27 protein-coding genes are annotated in these 17628 nt (G+C 58.5%); 1 reads left to right on the top strand and 26 read right to left on the bottom strand.

Going from position 1 to position 17628, the window contains the following annotated elements; translation table 11 throughout:
• Window positions 1-8 precede the first annotated feature (8 nt).
• Window positions 9-1403: an MFS transporter gene (locus tag CR917_RS03145; protein ID WP_054916437.1), complete on the bottom strand. Its 1395-nt coding sequence runs from the start codon at window positions 1401-1403 to the stop codon at window positions 9-11.
• 129 nt (window positions 1404-1532) lie between these two features.
• On the opposite strand from CR917_RS03145, the gene uvrA reads away from it, so the two are divergent.
• Window positions 1533-4367: an excinuclease ABC subunit UvrA gene (gene uvrA / locus CR917_RS03140; RefSeq protein ID WP_104571870.1), complete on the top strand. Its 2835-nt coding sequence runs from the start codon at window positions 1533-1535 to the stop codon at window positions 4365-4367.
• Window positions 4368-4467: 100 nt separating this feature from the next.
• Here the strand turns inward: uvrA and bfr are convergent, their stop codons facing one another.
• The 25 genes from bfr to rpsS all read right to left on the bottom strand — a co-directional run bounded on the left by bfr (window position 4468) and on the right by rpsS (window position 17618).
• Entirely contained in the window at window positions 4468-4932 is a 465-nt protein-coding gene (gene bfr, locus CR917_RS03135) for a bacterioferritin (RefSeq protein WP_043861921.1), read from the bottom strand.
• A 155-nt stretch (window positions 4933-5087) separates the two neighbouring features.
• Window positions 5088-6536 carry a catalase gene (locus CR917_RS03130; protein WP_043861922.1) on the bottom strand — a complete coding sequence of 483 codons (1449 nt, stop codon included), beginning with the start codon at window positions 6534-6536 and terminating at the stop codon, window positions 5088-5090.
• Window positions 6537-6711: 175 nt separating this feature from the next.
• The gene (gene rplQ / locus CR917_RS03125; protein WP_002555463.1) at window positions 6712-7098 is read right to left on the bottom strand and encodes a 50S ribosomal protein L17; all 387 of its coding nucleotides are present in this window, start codon (window positions 7096-7098) and stop codon (window positions 6712-6714) included.
• Between the two features lie 43 nt (window positions 7099-7141).
• Window positions 7142-8143 carry a DNA-directed RNA polymerase subunit alpha gene (gene rpoA, locus CR917_RS03120; protein ID WP_003186012.1) on the bottom strand — a complete coding sequence of 334 codons (1002 nt, stop codon included), beginning with the start codon at window positions 8141-8143 and terminating at the stop codon, window positions 7142-7144.
• 22 nt (window positions 8144-8165) lie between these two features.
• Window positions 8166-8786, bottom strand: coding sequence for a 30S ribosomal protein S4 (gene rpsD, locus CR917_RS03115; protein ID WP_043861923.1), 621 nt, complete (start codon window positions 8784-8786; stop codon window positions 8166-8168).
• Window positions 8787-8801: 15 nt separating this feature from the next.
• Window positions 8802-9191, bottom strand: a complete 390-nt coding sequence (gene rpsK, locus CR917_RS03110) for a 30S ribosomal protein S11 (protein WP_002555466.1) — start codon at window positions 9189-9191, stop codon at window positions 8802-8804.
• Between the two features lie 30 nt (window positions 9192-9221).
• Window positions 9222-9578, bottom strand: a complete 357-nt coding sequence (rpsM, locus tag CR917_RS03105; RefSeq protein WP_043861924.1) for a 30S ribosomal protein S13 — start codon at window positions 9576-9578, stop codon at window positions 9222-9224.
• 131 nt (window positions 9579-9709) lie between these two features.
• Window positions 9710-9826 carry a 50S ribosomal protein L36 gene (gene rpmJ / locus CR917_RS03100; RefSeq protein WP_002555468.1) on the bottom strand — a complete coding sequence of 39 codons (117 nt, stop codon included), beginning with the start codon at window positions 9824-9826 and terminating at the stop codon, window positions 9710-9712.
• A 28-nt stretch (window positions 9827-9854) separates the two neighbouring features.
• Window positions 9855-11186 (bottom strand): preprotein translocase subunit SecY, encoded by a 1332-nt coding sequence (gene secY, locus CR917_RS03095; protein WP_043861925.1) that lies wholly within the window; start codon window positions 11184-11186, stop codon window positions 9855-9857.
• Window positions 11187-11621, bottom strand: coding sequence for a 50S ribosomal protein L15 (gene rplO, locus CR917_RS03090; RefSeq protein WP_010220318.1), 435 nt, complete (start codon window positions 11619-11621; stop codon window positions 11187-11189).
• Window positions 11622-11624: 3 nt separating this feature from the next.
• Window positions 11625-11801, bottom strand: a complete 177-nt coding sequence (gene rpmD, locus CR917_RS03085) for a 50S ribosomal protein L30 (RefSeq protein ID WP_010220317.1) — start codon at window positions 11799-11801, stop codon at window positions 11625-11627.
• Window positions 11802-11803: 2 nt separating this feature from the next.
• Window positions 11804-12304 carry a 30S ribosomal protein S5 gene (rpsE, locus tag CR917_RS03080; RefSeq protein ID WP_043861926.1) on the bottom strand — a complete coding sequence of 167 codons (501 nt, stop codon included), beginning with the start codon at window positions 12302-12304 and terminating at the stop codon, window positions 11804-11806.
• A 3-nt stretch (window positions 12305-12307) separates the two neighbouring features.
• Window positions 12308-12658 carry a 50S ribosomal protein L18 gene (rplR, locus tag CR917_RS03075; RefSeq protein ID WP_043861927.1) on the bottom strand — a complete coding sequence of 117 codons (351 nt, stop codon included), beginning with the start codon at window positions 12656-12658 and terminating at the stop codon, window positions 12308-12310.
• 10 nt (window positions 12659-12668) lie between these two features.
• A complete protein-coding gene (rplF, locus tag CR917_RS03070) occupies window positions 12669-13202 on the bottom strand; it encodes a 50S ribosomal protein L6 (RefSeq protein ID WP_043861928.1) in 534 nt (177 codons plus the stop codon).
• A 12-nt stretch (window positions 13203-13214) separates the two neighbouring features.
• Window positions 13215-13607 carry a 30S ribosomal protein S8 gene (gene rpsH / locus CR917_RS03065; RefSeq protein ID WP_010220313.1) on the bottom strand — a complete coding sequence of 131 codons (393 nt, stop codon included), beginning with the start codon at window positions 13605-13607 and terminating at the stop codon, window positions 13215-13217.
• Between the two features lie 208 nt (window positions 13608-13815).
• Window positions 13816-14121, bottom strand: coding sequence for a 30S ribosomal protein S14 (rpsN, locus tag CR917_RS03060; protein WP_043861929.1), 306 nt, complete (start codon window positions 14119-14121; stop codon window positions 13816-13818).
• 13 nt (window positions 14122-14134) lie between these two features.
• Window positions 14135-14674 carry a 50S ribosomal protein L5 gene (gene rplE, locus CR917_RS03055; RefSeq protein WP_043861930.1) on the bottom strand — a complete coding sequence of 180 codons (540 nt, stop codon included), beginning with the start codon at window positions 14672-14674 and terminating at the stop codon, window positions 14135-14137.
• A 20-nt stretch (window positions 14675-14694) separates the two neighbouring features.
• Window positions 14695-15009, bottom strand: coding sequence for a 50S ribosomal protein L24 (gene rplX / locus CR917_RS03050; protein ID WP_008374158.1), 315 nt, complete (start codon window positions 15007-15009; stop codon window positions 14695-14697).
• A gap of 11 nt (window positions 15010-15020) precedes the next feature.
• Window positions 15021-15389, bottom strand: a complete 369-nt coding sequence (gene rplN / locus CR917_RS03045) for a 50S ribosomal protein L14 (protein WP_002555479.1) — start codon at window positions 15387-15389, stop codon at window positions 15021-15023.
• Window positions 15390-15412: 23 nt separating this feature from the next.
• Window positions 15413-15679, bottom strand: coding sequence for a 30S ribosomal protein S17 (rpsQ, locus tag CR917_RS03040; protein WP_008374160.1), 267 nt, complete (start codon window positions 15677-15679; stop codon window positions 15413-15415).
• 2 nt (window positions 15680-15681) lie between these two features.
• Complete coding sequence (gene rpmC / locus CR917_RS03035) at window positions 15682-15873, bottom strand: 50S ribosomal protein L29 (RefSeq protein ID WP_002555481.1); 192 nt, start codon at window positions 15871-15873, stop codon at window positions 15682-15684.
• A complete protein-coding gene (gene rplP / locus CR917_RS03030) occupies window positions 15873-16286 on the bottom strand; it encodes a 50S ribosomal protein L16 (RefSeq protein ID WP_003255479.1) in 414 nt (137 codons plus the stop codon). The genes rpmC and rplP overlap by 1 nt, the downstream gene beginning before the upstream one ends.
• A 12-nt stretch (window positions 16287-16298) precedes the next feature.
• On the bottom strand, window positions 16299-16985 hold the full coding sequence (rpsC, locus tag CR917_RS03025) for a 30S ribosomal protein S3 (RefSeq protein WP_010220308.1): 687 nt from the start codon (window positions 16983-16985) through the stop codon (window positions 16299-16301).
• Window positions 16986-16998: 13 nt separating this feature from the next.
• Window positions 16999-17331 carry a 50S ribosomal protein L22 gene (rplV, locus tag CR917_RS03020; RefSeq protein WP_003103908.1) on the bottom strand — a complete coding sequence of 111 codons (333 nt, stop codon included), beginning with the start codon at window positions 17329-17331 and terminating at the stop codon, window positions 16999-17001.
• 11 nt (window positions 17332-17342) lie between these two features.
• A complete protein-coding gene (gene rpsS, locus CR917_RS03015) occupies window positions 17343-17618 on the bottom strand; it encodes a 30S ribosomal protein S19 (RefSeq protein WP_002555486.1) in 276 nt (91 codons plus the stop codon).
• Window positions 17619-17628 lie beyond the last annotated feature (10 nt).

Genomic DNA, 17628 nt, shown 5'->3' with positions numbered 1-17628 from the left:
ACGTTCTCCTAGGCTTGGCACGCCGCGGGCGCCGGGTTTACCAGCAGCTCCAGGGCCGTACGATCCAAAATTTGTGTATCCAGTTTGATATAGATGGCGGCTTCCTCTGCCACCACCACTGCGTCGGTCACACCCGGCACGGCCTTGAGGCGCTCGGTCAAGCCCGCTTCGCGCATCGCTTCTGGCGACAACGGCAAGCGCAGGCTCGTCACGTAAGGTGGTTCGCGCATAGTAACAGCTATGGCCAACCAAAGGGCACAGAGGCCTGCGCACCCCAGGAAAACCACGCTCAAGCCGCCATGCTGGAACAACCAGCCACCCATGATCCCGCCCAGCGCCGCCCCCAGGAACTGGCTGGTGGAATACACCCCCATCGCCGTGCCCTTGCCACCGGCCGGCGACACCTTGCTGATCAGCGAAGGCAACGAGGCTTCGAGCAGGTTGAAGGCGGTGAAGAAGATCACCGTGCCGATCACCAGTGACTGCAGGCTGTTGCCCAGCTCCCAGAAAAACAGCTCTGTGAGCATGAGCACACTGACCGCGCCCAGCAGGACACGTTTCATCTTGCGCTTTTTTTCACCGTAGATGATGAACGGAATCATTGCGAAGAATGAAACCAGCAAGGCGGTGAGGTAGACCCACCAGTGCTCCTCTTTCGGCAACCCGCCACGCTCCACGAACGCCAGCGGCAAGGCGACGAAGCTGGCCATGAGGATGGCGTGCAGCACGAAGATGCCGACGTCCAGGCGCAGCAGGTCGGGGTGACGCAGGGTCGGCCCCAGGGCCTGCTTGGCCACGCCCGACTCGCGATGCGCCAGCGGGCCGTTGGAGGCCGGCACCACGAAGGCGATCAGGCCGATGCCCACCACCGCCATCGCCGCGGTGGCCAGGAACAACCCCGACAGGCCGAAGGCCCGCGTTACCAGTGGCCCCACGACCATCGCCACGGCGAACGACAGGCCGATGCTCATGCCGATCATGGCCATGGCCTTGGTGCGGTGCTGTTCGCGGGTGAGGTCCGAGAGCAACGCCATGACTGCCGCGGAGATGGCGCCCGCACCCTGCAGGATGCGCCCGGCGATCACGCCCCAGATCGAGTCGGCCTGCGCTGCCAGCACGCTGCCCAGGGCAAAGATCACCAGCCCCAGGTAGATCACCGGCCGACGGCCGATGCGGTCGGAAATGACCCCGAACGGAATCTGCAGTACGGCCTGGGTCAGGCCATAGGCACCGATGGCCAGGCCGATGAGCGCCGGCGTGGCGCCCGCCAGGTCCATGCCATAGGTGGCCAGTACCGGCAGCACCATGAACATGCCCAGCATACGGAAGGCGAACACCAGGGCCAGGCCGCCTGCGGCACGGGTCTCGCTGCCGCTCATGCGTTCGCTGTGGGGATCGTGCATGGATAAACCTCGTGTGAACCGGCGGCGATTCTACCAGTCGGATCGGTTAACGGCATATACGCGACGCTTTGCCGCGTGGTGGCAGCGCGCCGTATACTCCTCCGTTTATGCCCGCCAAGCGAGGCCGCAGTGGACAAGATCCTGATACGTGGGGCACGTACCCACAACCTTAAGAACATCGACCTGACCCTGCCCCGGGACAAACTGATCGTCATCACCGGTCTGTCCGGGTCCGGCAAGTCATCGCTGGCGTTCGACACCCTGTACGCCGAAGGCCAGCGTCGCTACGTGGAATCGCTGTCGGCGTATGCCCGCCAGTTCCTGTCGATGATGGAAAAGCCAGACGTCGACACCATCGAGGGGCTGTCGCCGGCCATCTCGATCGAGCAGAAGTCGACCTCGCACAACCCGCGCTCGACCGTGGGCACCATCACCGAGATCTACGATTACCTGCGCCTGCTGTATGCCCGTGTGGGCACCCCACGCTGCCCCGACCACGACATCCCGCTCGAAGCCCAGACTGTCAGCCAGATGGTCGACCTGGTGCTGGCCCAGCCCGAGGGCAGCAAGCTGATGCTGCTGGCTCCGGTGATTCGCGAGCGCAAGGGCGAGCACCTGGCGGTGTTCGAAGAGCTGCGTGCCCAGGGCTTCGTGCGCGCACGGGTCAACGGCAAGCTGTACGAGCTGGACGAGTTGCCCAAGCTCGACAAGCAGAAGAAGCACAGCATCGATGTGGTGGTCGACCGCTTCAAGGTGCGCGACGACCTGCAGCAGCGCCTGGCCGAATCGTTCGAGACGGCCCTTAAGCTGGCCGATGGCATCGCCCTGGTGGCGCCGATGGACGACGAGCCGGGTGAAGAGATGATCTTCTCGGCGCGCTTCGCCTGCCCGATCTGCGGCCACGCGATCAGCGAGCTGGAGCCCAAGCTGTTCTCCTTCAACAACCCGGCCGGCGCCTGCCCGACCTGCGACGGCCTGGGCGTGAAGCAGTTCTTCGACATCAAGCGCCTGGTCAACGGCGAGCTGACCCTGGCCGAGGGCGCGATTCGCGGCTGGGACCGGCGCAATGTGTATTACTTCCAGATGCTCGGCTCGCTGGCCGCGCATTACGGGTTCAGCCTGGAGGTGCCGTTCAACGAGCTGCCGGCCGACCAGCAGAAGGTGATCCTGAACGGCAGTGGCAAGCACAACGTCGACTTCAAGTACCTCAACGACCGGGGCGATATCGTCAAGCGCTCGCACCCCTTCGAGGGCATCGTGCCGAACCTGGAGCGGCGCTACCGCGAGACCGAATCGGCCACCGTGCGTGAAGAGCTGGCCAAGTTCCTCAGCACCCAGCCCTGCCCCGACTGCCGCGGCACCCGCCTGCGCCGCGAGGCGCGCCATGTGTGGGTGGGCGAGAAGACCCTGCCGGCGGTTACCAACCTGCCGATCGGCGATGCCAGCGACTACTTCGGCGGCCTCAAGCTGACCGGTCGCCGTGGCGAGATCGCCGACAAGATCCTCAAGGAAATCTGCGAACGCCTGCAGTTTCTGGTGAACGTGGGCCTGGACTACCTGACGCTGGATCGCAGCGCCGATACCCTGTCGGGCGGCGAGGCCCAGCGTATCCGCCTGGCCAGCCAGATCGGCGCCGGCCTGGTGGGGGTGATGTACATTCTCGACGAGCCATCCATCGGCCTGCACCAGCGCGACAACGATCGCCTGCTGGGCACCCTCAACCACCTGCGCGACATCGGCAACACGGTGATCGTGGTGGAGCACGACGAGGACGCCATCCGCATGGCCGACTACGTGGTGGATATCGGCCCGGGCGCGGGCGTGCATGGCGGCCAGATCGTGGCCGAGGGCACCCCGGCCGAGGTGATGGCGCACCCGGACTCGCTGACCGGCAAGTACCTGTCGGGCCGCGTGAAGATCGCCGTGCCGGCCAAGCGCACCCCGCGCAACAAGAAGCTGTCGCTCAAGCTCAAGGGCGCACGCGGCAACAACCTGCAGAACGTCGACCTGGAGATCCCGATCGGCCTGCTGACCTGCGTGACCGGCGTGTCCGGTTCGGGCAAGTCGACGCTGATCAACAACACCCTGTTCCCGCTGGCGGCAACCGCGCTCAACGGTGCCAGCACGCTGGAAGCTGCGGCCCACGACAACTGCGATGGCCTGCAGCACCTGGACAAGGTGGTGGATATCGACCAGAGCCCGATCGGGCGTACACCGCGCTCCAACCCGGCGACCTACACCGGGCTGTTCACGCCGATCCGCGAGCTGTTCAGCGGCGTGCCGGAGTCGCGCTCGCGCGGCTACGGGCCGGGGCGTTTCTCGTTCAACGTCAAGGGCGGGCGCTGCGAGGCGTGCCAGGGCGATGGCCTGATCAAGGTCGAGATGCACTTCCTGCCCGACATCTACGTGCCGTGCGACGTGTGCAAGAGCAAGCGCTACAACCGCGAAACGCTGGAAATCAAGTACAAGGGCAAGAACATCCACGAGGTGCTGGAAATGACCATCGAGGAAGCCCGCGAGTTCTTCGATGCGGTGCCGGCACTGGCGCGCAAACTGCAGACGCTGATGGACGTGGGCCTGTCGTACATCAAGCTGGGCCAGTCGGCGACCACGCTGTCCGGTGGTGAGGCGCAGCGGGTCAAGCTGTCACGCGAGCTGTCCAAGCGCGATACCGGCAAGACGCTGTACATCCTCGATGAGCCGACCACTGGCCTGCACTTTGCCGATATCCAGCAACTGCTGGACGTGCTGCATCGCCTGCGTGACCACGGCAACACCGTGGTGGTGATCGAGCACAACCTGGACGTGATCAAGACTGCCGACTGGCTGGTGGACCTTGGGCCGGAAGGCGGCTCCAAGGGCGGACAGATCATCGCCTGCGGCACGCCGGAGGAGCTGGCCGAGATGAAGCAGTCGCACACGGGGTATTACCTCAAGCCGCTGCTGGCGCGCGACCGGGCCTGAACTGCAGGAGCCGGCCTTGCCGGCTCCTGCGCAGCGGCATGCGGGCACAAAAAAAAGGCCATCGGGTACGCCCCGATGGCCTTTTTCGTTGCGCGGTGGATTACATCTGCGATTGCAGGTAGTTCTCCAGGCCCAGCGACTTGATCAGACCCTGCTGCTTCTCCAGCCAGTAGGTGTGATCTTCTTCGGTGTCGGCCAACTGCACGCGCAGGATGTCACGGCTGACGTAGTCCTTGTGCAGCTCGCACAGCTCGATGCCTTTGCACAGCGCAGCGCGCACCTTGTACTCAAGGCGCAGGTCGGCGGCGATCATCTCGGGCACGGTGGTACCGATGTCCAGGTCGTCCGGGCGCATGCGCGGGGTGCCTTCGAGCATGAGAATGCGGCGCATCAGGGCGTCGGCGTGTTGTGCCTCTTCTTCCATCTCGTGGTTGATACGCTCGTAGAGCTTGCTGAAGCCCCAGTCTTCATACATGCGCGAGTGGATGAAGTATTGGTCACGTGCCGCCAGTTCGCCCGTCAGCAACGTGTTGAGATAATCGATTACGTCCGGGTGACCTTGCATTGCCCTGACTCTCCCTGTGTGAAAGCCATAGTTTGAACCAGGATGACTGTAAGGTCACTGCAAATTGCGCTAAAACCGCTAAAAAAGTGGGTAAACAGTAGTCAATTGCATTGAAAAACCGCCCAGATGAGGGCGGTTCTTCTTATCACTTCGACTTAGGCCAGATTGAGACCCAATGCCTTTGCGATTCCCCCTCCGTAGGCCGGATCGGCCTTGAAGAAGTGCTGCAGCTGACGCTCCACGACATCGCGCGAGACGCTGGCCATGGTGCCGGCGATATTGGCGATCAGCAGGGCCTTCTGCTCATCGTTCATCAGGCGGAACAGCGCACCGGCGTGGCTGTAGTAGTCGGTGTCTTCACGATGATCGTAACGGTCTGCTGCGCCACCGAGGGCCAGTGCAGGCTCAGCGTACTGCGGGGCCTGCTTGGGTGCGTCGGCGTAGCTGTTGGGCTCGTAGTTGGGCGCCGCACCGCCGTTGCTGCCAAAAGCCATCGAACCATCGCGCTGGTAGCTGTTCACCGGGCTGCGTGGGGCGTTTACCGGCAGTTGCTGGTGGTTGGTACCCACACGGTAACGGTGAGCATCTGCGTAGGCGAATACGCGGCCCTGCAGCATGCGGTCTGGCGACAGCCCCACACCGGGGATCATGTTGCTGGGGCCGAACGCGGCCTGCTCGACTTCGGCAAAGTAGTTGAGCGGGTTGCGGTTGAGCTCCAGTTCGCCCACCTCGATCAGCGGATAGTCCTTCTGCGACCAGGTCTTGGTCACGTCGAACGGGTTCTCGGCACGGCTGGCGGCCTCGGCTTCGCTCATGACCTGGATGCACACGCTCCATTTCGGGAAGTCACCGCGCTCGATTGCTTCGAACAGGTCGCGCTGGGCGTAATCCGGGTCGGTACCGGCCAGGCGGGCCGCCTCGGCAGGCGCCAGGTTCTTGATGCCCTGCTTGGTCTTGAAGTGCCACTTGACCCAGGTACGCTGGCCCTGTGCGTTGATCAGGCTGTAGGTGTGGCTGCCGAAACCGTGCATGTGACGGTAACCGTCCGGGATGCCGCGGTCGGAAAACAGGATGGTGACCTGGTGCAGCGATTCGGGCGAATGCGACCAGAAGTCCCACATCATCTGCGGGCTTTTCAGGTTGCTTTGAGGCAGGCGCTTCTGGGTGTGGATGAAGTCCGGGAACTTCAACGGATCACGGATGAAGAACACCGGCGTGTTGTTGCCCACGATGTCCCAGTTGCCTTCCTCGGTGTAGAACTTGAGTGCAAAACCCCGAGGGTCACGCTCGGTATCGGCCGAACCCCGCTCGCCACCCACGGTGGAGAAACGCAGGAAGGTCTCGGTCTGCTTGCCGACGCTGCTGAACAGCTTGGCGCAGGTGTACTGGGTGATATCGCGGCTGACGGTAAACGTGCCATAGGCACCCGACCCCTTGGCGTGTACACGGCGCTCAGGGATGTTCTCGCGGTTGAAGTGCGCAAGCTTTTCAATCAGGTGGAAGTCTTCCAGCAACAACGGACCCCGCGGGCCTGCCGAACGCGAGTTCTGGTTGTCGGCGACCGGCGCGCCACTGGCGGTGGTCAGCGTTTTGTTCTGGCTCATGCACTCTCTCCTTAATCAGACTTTTGCGGCCGGCTAATCGGCGTAGGCAGAAGTATCGACCAGGAACATGACACCATCAAATTCATTACATGACTGAGATCAATAGATTATTTCAATTCATGCAGAAACAAAAAACCGGGCACTGGGCCCGGTTCCTTGTTACAGACTGTTCGCCTTACTCAGCAGCTTCAACCGAGCCACCAACAGGACGATCAACCAGCTCGACGTACGCCATAGGTGCGTTATCGCCAGCGCGGAAACCGCACTTGAGGATACGCAGGTAGCCGCCCTGACGGGTGGCATAGCGCTTGCCCAGATCGTTGAACAGCTTACCGACGATTTCTTTCGAACGGGTACGGTCGAAAGCCAGACGACGGTTAGCAACGCTGTCTTCCTTGGCCAGGGTGATCAGCGGCTCGGCAACGCGGCGCAGTTCCTTGGCTTTTGGCAGAGTAGTTTTGATCAGCTCGTGCTCGAACAGCGACACCGCCATGTTCTGGAACATGGCCTTACGGTGAGAGCTGGTACGGCTCAGGTGACGTCCACTTTTACGATGACGCATGGGTTCATTCCTTACCAAACACTACGTTCGGTGATTACGACGATCAGGCAGTCGCCTTGTCGTCCTTCTTAAGACTTGCAGGCGGCCAGTTGTCGAGGCGCATGCCGAGGGACAGACCACGGGAGGCCAGAACGTCCTTGATTTCGGTCAAGGATTTCTTGCCCAGGTTCGGAGTCTTCAACAGTTCTACTTCGGTACGCTGAATCAGGTCGCCGATGTAGTAAATGTTCTCCGCCTTAAGGCAGTTGGCCGAACGCACGGTCAATTCCAGATCGTCAACCGGACGAAGCAGGATCGGATCGATCTCGTCTTCCTGTTCGACTACCACTGGTTCGCTGTCACCCTTGAGGTCGACGAATGCAGCCAACTGCTGTTGCAGGATGGTTGCAGCACGACGGATTGCCTCTTCAGGATCCAGAGTACCGTTGGTTTCCAGATCAATAACCAGCTTGTCCAGGTTAGTACGCTGCTCGACACGGGCGTTTTCCACCACGTATGCGATACGGCGAACCGGGCTGAACGAAGAGTCGAGCTGCAAGCGACCAATGCTGCGGCTTTCGTCTTCATCGCTCTGACGCGAATCGGCCGGTTCATAACCACGACCACGAGCTACGGTGAGCTTCATGTTCAAGGCGCCATTGGACGCCAGGTTAGCGATTACGTGATCGGGGTTAACGATCTCGACATCATGATCCAGCTGAATATCGGCAGCGGTAACCACCCCCGAACCCTTCTTCGACAAGGTCAGCGTAACTTCGTCACGACCGTGCAGTTTGATAGCCAGGCCTTTCAGGTTCAACAGGATTTCAATGACGTCTTCCTGAACACCTTCGATGGCGGAGTACTCGTGGAGTACACCGTCGATCTCGGCCTCGACTACTGCACAGCCAGGCATGGAGGACAACAGGATGCGGCGCAGCGCGTTGCCCAGGGTATGGCCAAAACCACGCTCGAGAGGCTCGAGAGTGATTTTAGCGCGGGTTGGACTGACGACCTGCACATCGATGTGGCGGGGCGTCAGGAACTCATTTACCGAAATCTGCATGGATGCACCTATTTTCTAGCCCTTACTTGGAGTAGAGCTCGACAATCAGGCTTTCGTTGATGTCGGCAGACAGATCACTGCGAGCAGGAACGTTCTTGAAAACGCCCGACTTCTTCGCGGTGTCTACATCTACCCACTCAACGCGGCCACGCTGGGCGCACAGTTCAAGGGCTTGAACAATGCGCAGCTGGTTCAGCGACTTCTCGCGAACCGCGACCACGTCACCCGGACGAACTTGGTAGGACGGAACGTTTACAGTCTTGCCGTTAACGCTGATCGCTTTGTGCGAAACCAGCTGACGGGATTCGGCACGAGTAGCGCCAAAGCCCATACGATAAACGACGTTATCCAGACGGCATTCGAGCAGTTGCAGCAGGTTCTCACCAGTAGCGCCCTTCGAGGAGGCCGCTTGCTTGTAGTAACCGCTGAACTGACGCTCGAGCACGCCGTAGATACGACGGACTTTTTGCTTTTCACGCAGCTGGGTGCCGTAGTCGGACTGACGACCGCGGCGCTGACCGTGAATACCTGGGGCTGCTTCGATGTTGCACTTCGATTCCAGAGCGCGAACGCCGCTCTTCAGGAACAGATCGGTGCCTTCACGACGAGACAGTTTGCATTTTGGACCAATGTAACGTGCCATTTATCTGTCTCCTGATTACACGCGGCGCTTCTTCGGCGGACGGCACCCGTTATGCGGGATTGGCGTCACGTCGGTGATGCTGGCGATCTTGTAGCCACAGCCGTTCAGAGCACGAACAGCGGACTCACGACCTGGACCTGGACCCTTGACGTTGACGTCGAGGTTCTTCAGACCATATTCCAGCGCAGCTTGACCAGCACGCTCAGCAGCTACTTGAGCAGCGAACGGGGTGGACTTGCGGGAACCGCGGAAACCCGAACCGCCGGAGGTAGCCCAGGACAGGGCGTTACCTTGACGATCGGTAATGGTCACGATGGTGTTGTTAAAGGACGCATGGATGTGGGCGATGCCATCAACCACTGTCTTTTTAACTTTTTTACGAGGACGAGCAGCAGGTTTTGCCATGTCTATATTCCTGTCGATTCGCTGGTGCGATTACTTGCGGATCGGCTTACGCGGACCTTTACGGGTACGCGCGTTGGTCTTGGTACGCTGACCGCGTACTGGCAGACCCCGACGATGACGCAGGCCGCGGTAGCAACCCAGGTCCATCAACCGCTTGATTTTCATGTTGATGTCGCGACGCAGGTCACCTTCAGTGGTGAACTTCGCAACTTCGCTACGCAGCTGTTCAATCTGCTCGTCGCTCAGATCTTTGATCTTCACGGCTGGGTTGACCCCAGTGTCTGCACAGATTTTCTGTGCAGTTGTGCGACCGACACCATAGATGTAGGTCAGCGAGATAACAGTGTGCTTGTTATCTGGAATGTTAACGCCTGCAATACGGGCCATTCAGTGGGACTCCAATTGACAGCTACCTACGCCCCGGAAGCCAAGAAATAGGGCGCGAGATAATATCGCTGTAGAAACAAATAATCAACCCAGCAGCGCACTAGCTGCTGGGTTTGAAGCACAGATCACACTCAGCCTTGGCGCTGCTTGTGACGTGGTTCCGCGCTGCAAATCACTCGCACAACACCTTCGCGGCGAATAATTTTGCAGTTACGGCACAGCTTTTTCACCGATGCACGAACTTTCATCACCAACTCCTCGAACCTTAAGGGTCTCTCAGCGCAGCATTCCGCTGCCACCGTAGCCTTTCAGGTTGGCTTTCTTCATCAGGGATTCGTACTGGTGCGAAACGAGGTGCGATTGTACTTGGGACATGAAGTCCATCACAACCACTACCACAATCAGCAACGAGGTCCCGCCAAGGTAGAACGGAACGTTTGCCGCTACCACCAGGAACTGGGGCAACAGACACACGGCCGTCATATAAAGAGCACCGAACATGGTCAAGCGGGTCAGAACGCCATCAATGTAGCGCGCCGACTGCTCGCCTGGACGGATGCCCGGAATAAAGGCACCGGACTTCTTCAGGTTTTCCGCTACGTCTTTCGGATTGAACATCAACGCCGTATAGAAGAAGCAGAAGAAAATAATCCCTGCACTAAACAGCAGAATATTCAACGGCTGACCAGGAGCGATCGACTGCGAGATGTCCTGCAGCCAGCCCATACCTTCAGACTGACCAAACCAGGCACCCAGCGAAGCCGGGAACAGCAAAATGCTGCTTGCGAAGATGGCTGGGATGACCCCGGCCATGTTCACCTTCAGCGGCAAGTGGCTAGTCTGCGCAGCGAAGACCTTGCGGCCCTGCTGACGCTTGGCGTAGTGAACGGCGATTCGACGCTGACCACGCTCAATGAACACCACAAAACCGATAATCGCTACTGCCAGCAAACCGATAGCGACCAGAGCGAAAATGTTGATATCGCCCGTACGTGCAGACTCGAAAGACTGCCCGATTGCTCTCGGAAGACCGGCGACGATACCTGCGAAAATCAACATCGAGATACCGTTGCCTACACCGCGCTCCGTGATTTGCTCACCCAGCCACATCATGAACATCGCACCCGCCACAAATGTGGAGACCGCGACGAAATGGAAGCCAAAGTCAGCAGAAAACGCTACACCCTGACCGGCCAGGCCGATGGACATGCCAACAGCCTGGACCAGCGCCAGGATAACGGTGCCGTAGCGGGTGTACTGGCTGATCTTGCGACGGCCAGCTTCACCTTCCTTCTTCAACTGCTCCAGCTGCGGGCTGACGGCGGTCATCAGCTGCATGATGATCGATGCCGAAATGTACGGCATGATCCCCAGTGCAAAGATGCTCATCCGTTCCAGCGCGCCGCCGGAAAACATGTTGAACAAGCTAAGAATGGTCCCCTCATTCTGTCGAAACAGTTCCGCCAGCCGGTCCGGATTGATGCCTGGAACTGGGATGTGTGCGCCTATCCGATAGACGATGATCGCCAGAAACAGAAAACGCAGACGAGCCCAAAGTTCAGACATCCCGCCTTTACCGAGCGAAGAGAGAGCACCTTGCTTAGCCATTTATTCCTCGAACTTGCCGCCAGCTGCTTCGATAGCCGCACGCGCACCTTTGGTGGCTGCGATACCCTTGATGGTGACCGCGCGAGTAACTTCGCCGGACAGCATGATTTTCACACGCTGTACGTTTTGGTTAATCACGTTGGCATCCTTCAAGGATTGCACGGTGACAACGTCGCCTTCCACTTTGGCCAGCTCGGACAGACGCACTTCTGCGCGGTCCATGGCTTTCAGGGAAACGAAGCCGAATTTCGGCAGACGACGGTGCAGCGGCTGTTGACCGCCTTCAAAGCCTGGAGCGATGGTGCCACCGGAGCGGGAGGTCTGACCTTTGTGGCCACGGCCACCGGTCTTGCCCAAACCACTACCGATACCACGACCCGGACGATGCTTCTCGCGACGGGAACCCGGCGCTGGACTCAGATCATTGAGTTTCATCGATTAACCCTCGACGCGCAGCATGTAGTAAGCCTTGTTGATCATCCCGCGATTCTCGGGAGTATCCAGGACTTCTACAGTGTGACCGATGCGGCGCAGACCCAGACCCTTAACACACAGTTTGTGGTTAGGGAGACGGCCGGCGGTGCTTTTGATCAGCGTTACTTTGACGGTAGCCATGATCAGCGGATCTCCTCGACGCTCTTGCCGCGCTTGGCAGCAATGGATTCAGGAGATTGCATAGCCTTCAGACCCTTGAAAGTGGCATGAACCACGTTCACTGGGTTGGTCGAGCCGTAGCACTTGGCCAGGACGTTCTGAACGCCAGCAACTTCCAGGACAGCACGCATCGCGCCACCGGCGATGATACCGGTACCGTCGGAAGCAGGCTGCATGTACACCTTCGAAGCGCCGTGGGCGGACTTGGTGGCGTACTGCAAAGTGGTGCCGTTCAGGTCTACCTGAATCATGTTGCGACGGGCAGCTTCCATGGCTTTCTGGATCGCAGCAGGTACTTCGCGCGATTTGCCACGGCCGAAACCAACGCGACCCTTGCCATCACCTACCACGGTCAACGCGGTGAAGGTGAAGATACGGCCGCCTTTTACGGTTTTGGCTACGCGGTTAACTTGAACCAGCTTCTCGATGTAGCCTTCGTCGCGCTTTTGATCGTTATTTGACATAACTTAGAACTCCAGTCCGCCTTCACGAGCACCATCTGCCAGCGCTTTAACGCGGCCGTGGTACTTGAAGCCAGAACGGTCAAAGGCAACTTGAGATACACCGGCGGCTTTCGCGCGCTCAGCTACCAGCTTGCCAACCTTAGTGGCCGCGTCGATGTTGCCAGTGGCGCCATCACGCAGGTCTTTGTCCAAAGTCGAGGCGCTGGCCAGGACTTTGCTGCCGTCGGCCGAAATGACCTGGGCATAGATGTGCTGCGAGGAGCGGAACACGCAGAGACGCACGACTTCGAGTTCGTGCATTTTCAGGCGTGCTTTGCGAGCGCGACGCAGTCGAGTAACTTTTTTGTCGGTCATTTGCTATGCCCTACTTCTTCTTGGCTTCTTTACGACGGACGACTTCGTCCGCGTAACGCACACCCTTGCCTTTGTACGGCTCTGGTGGACGGAAGTCGCGGATTTCAGCGGCCACCTGACCTACCAGCTGCTTGTCGATACCCTTGATCAGGATGTCGGTCTGGCTAGGGGTCTCAGCGGTGATGCCCTCAGGCAGTTCATAATCCACTGGGTGCGAGAAGCCGAGCGCCAGGTTCAGCACGGTGCCCTTGGCTTGCGCCTTGTAACCAACACCGACCAGCTGGAGCTTGCGCTCGAAGCCTTGGCTTACGCCCTGGACCATGTTGTTCACGAGTGCACGGGTAGTGCCGGCCATTGCGCGAGTTTGTTGGTCGCCGTTGCGAGCAGCGAAACGCAGCTCACCAGCTTCTTCAACAACTTCAACGGACGAGTGAACGTTCAGTTCGAGAGTGCCCTTGGCACCCTTCACCGAAAGCTGTTGGCCGACGAATTTGACTTCGACACCGGCTGGCAGCTTAACGGGGTTCTTAGCGACGCGAGACATGCTTATCCCCCCTTAGAACACTGTGCAGAGTACTTCGCCGCCGACACCGGCAGCGCGCGCAGCACGATCAGTCATCACACCTTTGTTGGTGGAGACGATAGACACGCCCAGACCGCCACGTACTTTCGGCAGTTCTTCGACGGACTTGTACTGACGCAGGCCTGGACGACTTACGCGCTTGACTTCCTCGATGACCGGACGGCCTTCGAAGTATTTCAGCTCGATGGACAGCGAAGGTTTGACTTCACTGCTGACCTGATAACCCGCGATGTAACCTTCGTCTTTCAGAACTTTGGCTACAGCCACCTTCAGGGTCGAGGACGGCATGCTTACGACGGACTTTTCAGCCATCTGGGCATTACGGATTCGAGTTAGCATGTCCGCTAACGGGTCCTGCATACTCATGGGCTAGACGCTCCTGATACAAGAAAAATTAGCCTTTCGGCTACTACAGTCACCTGAACACAACGGGCAAAAAACCCGGGCTCAGGTGAGCCGGTCATTCTAGACACATCCCAGAAACGAAACAAGCCCCATAAGGGGCTTGTTTCGTTGCAAGATCACCGGCGGTCGGAAGATCACTCCCCCGCCGCCAGGGCCCTGCCGGTACGTCTTACCAGCTGGCTTTGACCAGACCTGGAACATCACCGCGCATTGCTGCTTCACGCAGCTTGTTACGGCCGAGGCCGAACTTGCGGTAAACGCCGTGTGGACGACCGGTGATGCGGCAGCGGTTACGCATGCGCGAGGCGCTTGCGTCACGTGGCTGCTTCTGCAGAGCGATCGAGGCTGCCCAACGTTCTTCTGGAGTTGCATTCAGATTAACGATGGTAGCTTTGAGCTCAGCACGCTTCTTGGCGTATTTAGCAACCGTGAGCTGACGCTTCAGCTCGCGGTTTTTCATGCTCTTCTTGGCCATTTTCCTACTCCAATCAGTTGCGGAACGGGAATTTGAAAGCACGCAGCAGAGCGCGACCTTCGTCATCCGTACGAGCAGTGGTGGTCAGGGTAATGTCCAGACCGCGCAGAGCATCGATCTTGTCGTAGTCGATTTCCGGGAAGATGATCTGCTCTTTCACGCCCATGCTGTAGTTGCCACGACCGTCGAAGGACTTGGCATTCAGGCCGCGGAAGTCGCGAACCCGAGGCAGGGAGATCGCCAGCAGGCGGTCCAGGAATTCGTACATACGATCACGGCGCAGAGTGACTTTGACGCCGATCGGCCAGCCCTCACGGACTTTGAAGCCCGCGATGGATTTCCGAGCGAAAGTCACAACGGCTTTTTGACCGGTGATCTTCTCGAGGTCAGCTACAGCGTGCTCGATGACTTTCTTGTCGCCGACAGCTTCGCCCAGACCCATGTTCAGGGTGATCTTGGTAACGCGCGGAACTTCCATCACGTTCGCCAGCTTAAGTTCTTCCTTAAGCTTGGGAGCAATTTCCTTCCGGTAAATCTCTTTCAGTCGTGCCATGGTCTTCTACCTAGCAGTGTTCAAGCATCAACCGCTTTTTGGGTCGACTTGAAGACACGAATTTTTTTGCCTTCTTCTACTTTGAAACCAACGCGGTCAGCCTTGTTGGTTTCGCCGTTGAAGATGGCGACGTTGGAAGCGTGCAGTGGCGCTTCTTTCTCGACGATACCGCCTTGTACGCCCGACATAGGGTTAGGCTTGGTATGACGCTTCACCAGGTTGATCCCACCAACGACCAGACGGTCGTCAGCGAGAACCTTGAGCACCTTACCGCGCTTACCTTTGTCTTTGCCGGCGATCACGATGATCTCGTCGTCACGACGAATCTTTTGCATGTCGGATCTCCTTACAGCACTTCTGGGGCGAGCGAGACGATCTTCATGAACTTCTCAGTACGAAGTTCACGGGTCACTGGCCCAAAGATACGGGTGCCGATCGGCTCTTGCTTGTTGTTCAGCAGAACAGCAGCATTGCCATCAAAGCGGATGATGGAGCCGTCAGCACGACGGACACCGTGGCGAGTGCGGACTACAACAGCAGTCATCACCTGGCCTTTCTTCACTTTACCGCGAGGAATTGCTTCCTTGACGGTTACCTTGATGATGTCACCGATACCGGCGTAGCGACGGTGCGAACCGCCGAGCACCTTGATGCACATGACGCGACGAGCGCCGCTGTTATCGGCCACATCGAGCATGGATTGAGTCTGAATCATAAAATTTCTCCGACCCCTAGCCCTTAGACTTCAACAGCGCGTTCGAGAACTTCAACCAGTGCCCAGGACTTGGTCTTGGCCAGCGGACGAGTCTCGCGGATGGAGACCTTGTCGCCGATGTGGCACTGGTTGGTTTCGTCGTGCGCGTGCAGCTTAGTCGAACGCTTAACGTATTTACCGTAGATCGGGTGCTTTACGCGACGCTCGATCAGTACGGTGATGGTTTTGTCCATCTTGTCGCTGACGACACGGCCAGTCAGCGTACGGACGGTTTTTTCAGCTTCAGCCATGATCACTTACCTGCCTGCTGGTTGAGCACAGTTTTCACGCGAGCGATGTCACGCTTAACTTGCGAGAGCAGGTGCGACTGCCCCAACTGGCCAGTTGCCTTCTGCATACGCAGATTGAACTGGTCGCGCAGCAAGCCGAGCAGTTGCTCGTTCAGCTGCTGTGCTGATTTTTCACGAAGTTCATTCGCTTTCATCACATCACCGTCCGCTTAACAAAGGAGGTGGCGAGAGGCAGCTTTGCAGCCGCCAAGGCGAATGCCTCACGCGCCAGCTCTTCAGAAACACCCTCGATCTCGTACAGGACCTTGCCTGGCTGGATCTGGGCAACCCAGTACTCCACGGAACCCTTACCTTTACCCATCCGCACTTCGAGAGGCTTCTTGGAGATCGGCTTGTCCGGGAATACACGGATCCAGATCTTGCCGCCACGTTTTACGTGACGGGTCAGGGCACGACGTGCCGATTCGATCTGGCGAGCGGTGAGACGACCGCGAGCAACAGCTTTCAGAGCAAACTCGCCGAAGCTGACTTTGCTACCGCGCAGTGCCAGACCACGGTTGTGGCCAGTCATCTGCTTGCGGAATTTTGTACGCTTTGGTTGCAACATTTGGCGTACCCCTTACTTAGCAGCTTTTTTACGAGGCGCTGGTGCTTGTGGTTTCAGTTCTTCTTGGCGACCACCAATAACTTCGCCTTTGAAAATCCAAACCTTCACACCGATCACACCGTAAGTGGTGTGAGCTTCGTAAGTGGCATAGTCGATGTCGGCACGCAGGGTGTGCAGTGGCACACGACCTTCGCGATACCATTCAGTACGTGCGATTTCAGCACCGCCGAGACGACCGCTCACCTGGATCTTGATGCCCTTGGCACCAATACGCATGGCGTTCTGTACGGCGCGCTTCATGGCGCGACGGAACATCACACGACGCTCCAGCTGCTGAGCTACGCTCTGAGCTACCAGCATACCGTCGAGTTCCGGCTTGCGGATCTCTTCGATATTGATGTGCACAGGCACACCCATTTGCTTGGTCAGGTCCTGACGCAGTTTCTCAACATCTTCACCTTTCTTCCCGATAACGATACCTGGACGAGCGGTGTGGATGGTGATGCGTGCAGTTTGAGCCGGACGATGGATATCGATACGGCTAACGGACGCGCTTTTTAGTTTGTCTTGGAGGTACTCACGCACATTCAGATCTGCGAGCAAATAGTCCGCATAAGTCCGACCGTCTGCGTACCAGACGGAGGTGTGCTCCTTGACGATTCCCAGGCGAATGCCAGTGGGATGTACTTTCTGACCCATCTGATCGACTCCGTTACTTGTCCGCAACCTTGACAGTGATATGGCAAGACCGCTTGACGATGCGATCAGCGCGGCCTTTGGCACGCGGCATGATGCGCTTCAGCGAACGCCCTTCGTTGACGAAAACGGTGGAGACCTTCAGGTCATCAACGTCTGCGCCTTCGTTATGCTCGGCGTTGGCTACGGCCGACTCGAGGACTTTCTTCATGATTTCAGCGGCTTTTTTGCTGCTGAAGGCCAACAGGTTGAGCGCTTCGCCCACCTTCTTCCCGCGGATCTGGTCGGCGACCAAGCGGGCTTTCTGGGCGGAGATGCGAGCGCCCGACAACTTAGCGGCTACTTCCATTTCCTTACCCCTTAACGCTTGGCTTTCTTGTCAGCCACGTGCCCGCGGTAGGTGCGGGTACCGGCGAACTCGCCCAGTTTATGGCCGACCATGTCTTCGTTCACGAGAACTGGGACGTGTTGGCGACCGTTGTGTACCGCGATGGTCAGACCGACCATTTGTGGCAGGATCATCGAACGGCGCGACCAGGTCTTAACTGGTTTGCGATCGTTCTTTTCCGCCGCCACTTCGATCTTCTTCAGTAGGTGAAGATCGATAAAAGGACCTTTTTTCAGAGAACGTGGCACTGTCGTATCC

Source organism: Pseudomonas sp. BRM28 (assembly GCF_002939405.1).
Classification (GTDB): Bacteria; Pseudomonadota; Gammaproteobacteria; order Pseudomonadales; family Pseudomonadaceae; genus Aquipseudomonas; species Aquipseudomonas palmensis.
Note: the sequence above shows the minus strand (reverse complement) of the source record. Positions and strands in the feature narration are given on the sequence as shown.

What these genes read in the sequence shown, in the direction of transcription:
- CR917_RS03145 (WP_054916437.1), bottom strand. Translation starts at nt 1,403, where the DNA reads ATGCACGATCCCCACAGCGAACGCATGAGCGGCAGCGAGACCCGTGCC.
- bfr (WP_043861921.1), bottom strand. Translation starts at nt 4,932, where the DNA reads ATGCAAGGTCACCCGGACGTAATCGATTATCTCAACACGTTGCTGACG.
- CR917_RS03130 (WP_043861922.1), bottom strand. Translation starts at nt 6,536, where the DNA reads ATGAGCCAGAACAAAACGCTGACCACCGCCAGTGGCGCGCCGGTCGCC.
- rplQ (WP_002555463.1), bottom strand. Translation starts at nt 7,098, where the DNA reads ATGCGTCATCGTAAAAGTGGACGTCACCTGAGCCGTACCAGCTCTCAC.
- rpoA (WP_003186012.1), bottom strand. Translation starts at nt 8,143, where the DNA reads ATGCAGATTTCGGTAAATGAGTTCCTGACGCCCCGCCACATCGATGTG.
- rpsD (WP_043861923.1), bottom strand. Translation starts at nt 8,786, where the DNA reads ATGGCACGTTACATTGGTCCAAAATGCAAACTGTCTCGTCGTGAAGGC.
- rpsK (WP_002555466.1), bottom strand. Translation starts at nt 9,191, where the DNA reads ATGGCAAAACCTGCTGCTCGTCCTCGTAAAAAAGTTAAAAAGACAGTG.
- rpsM (WP_043861924.1), bottom strand. Translation starts at nt 9,578, where the DNA reads ATGGCCCGTATTGCAGGCGTTAACATTCCAGATAACAAGCACACTGTT.
- rpmJ (WP_002555468.1), bottom strand. Translation starts at nt 9,826, where the DNA reads ATGAAAGTTCGTGCATCGGTGAAAAAGCTGTGCCGTAACTGCAAAATT.
- secY (WP_043861925.1), bottom strand. Translation starts at nt 11,186, where the DNA reads ATGGCTAAGCAAGGTGCTCTCTCTTCGCTCGGTAAAGGCGGGATGTCT.
- rplO (WP_010220318.1), bottom strand. Translation starts at nt 11,621, where the DNA reads ATGAAACTCAATGATCTGAGTCCAGCGCCGGGTTCCCGTCGCGAGAAG.
- rpmD (WP_010220317.1), bottom strand. Translation starts at nt 11,801, where the DNA reads ATGGCTACCGTCAAAGTAACGCTGATCAAAAGCACCGCCGGCCGTCTC.
- rpsE (WP_043861926.1), bottom strand. Translation starts at nt 12,304, where the DNA reads ATGTCAAATAACGATCAAAAGCGCGACGAAGGCTACATCGAGAAGCTG.
- rplR (WP_043861927.1), bottom strand. Translation starts at nt 12,658, where the DNA reads ATGACCGACAAAAAAGTTACTCGACTGCGTCGCGCTCGCAAAGCACGC.
- rplF (WP_043861928.1), bottom strand. Translation starts at nt 13,202, where the DNA reads ATGTCTCGCGTCGCTAAGAACCCCGTTAAGCTGCCAGCCGGTGTCGAA.
- rpsH (WP_010220313.1), bottom strand. Translation starts at nt 13,607, where the DNA reads ATGAGTATGCAGGACCCGTTAGCGGACATGCTAACTCGAATCCGTAAT.
- rpsN (WP_043861929.1), bottom strand. Translation starts at nt 14,121, where the DNA reads ATGGCCAAGAAGAGCATGAAAAACCGCGAGCTGAAGCGTCAGCTCACG.
- rplE (WP_043861930.1), bottom strand. Translation starts at nt 14,674, where the DNA reads ATGGCACGACTGAAAGAGATTTACCGGAAGGAAATTGCTCCCAAGCTT.
- rplX (WP_008374158.1), bottom strand. Translation starts at nt 15,009, where the DNA reads ATGCAAAAGATTCGTCGTGACGACGAGATCATCGTGATCGCCGGCAAA.
- rplN (WP_002555479.1), bottom strand. Translation starts at nt 15,389, where the DNA reads ATGATTCAGACTCAATCCATGCTCGATGTGGCCGATAACAGCGGCGCT.
- rpsQ (WP_008374160.1), bottom strand. Translation starts at nt 15,679, where the DNA reads ATGGCTGAAGCTGAAAAAACCGTCCGTACGCTGACTGGCCGTGTCGTC.
- rpmC (WP_002555481.1), bottom strand. Translation starts at nt 15,873, where the DNA reads ATGAAAGCGAATGAACTTCGTGAAAAATCAGCACAGCAGCTGAACGAG.
- rplP (WP_003255479.1), bottom strand. Translation starts at nt 16,286, where the DNA reads ATGTTGCAACCAAAGCGTACAAAATTCCGCAAGCAGATGACTGGCCAC.
- rpsC (WP_010220308.1), bottom strand. Translation starts at nt 16,985, where the DNA reads ATGGGTCAGAAAGTACATCCCACTGGCATTCGCCTGGGAATCGTCAAG.
- rplV (WP_003103908.1), bottom strand. Translation starts at nt 17,331, where the DNA reads ATGGAAGTAGCCGCTAAGTTGTCGGGCGCTCGCATCTCCGCCCAGAAA.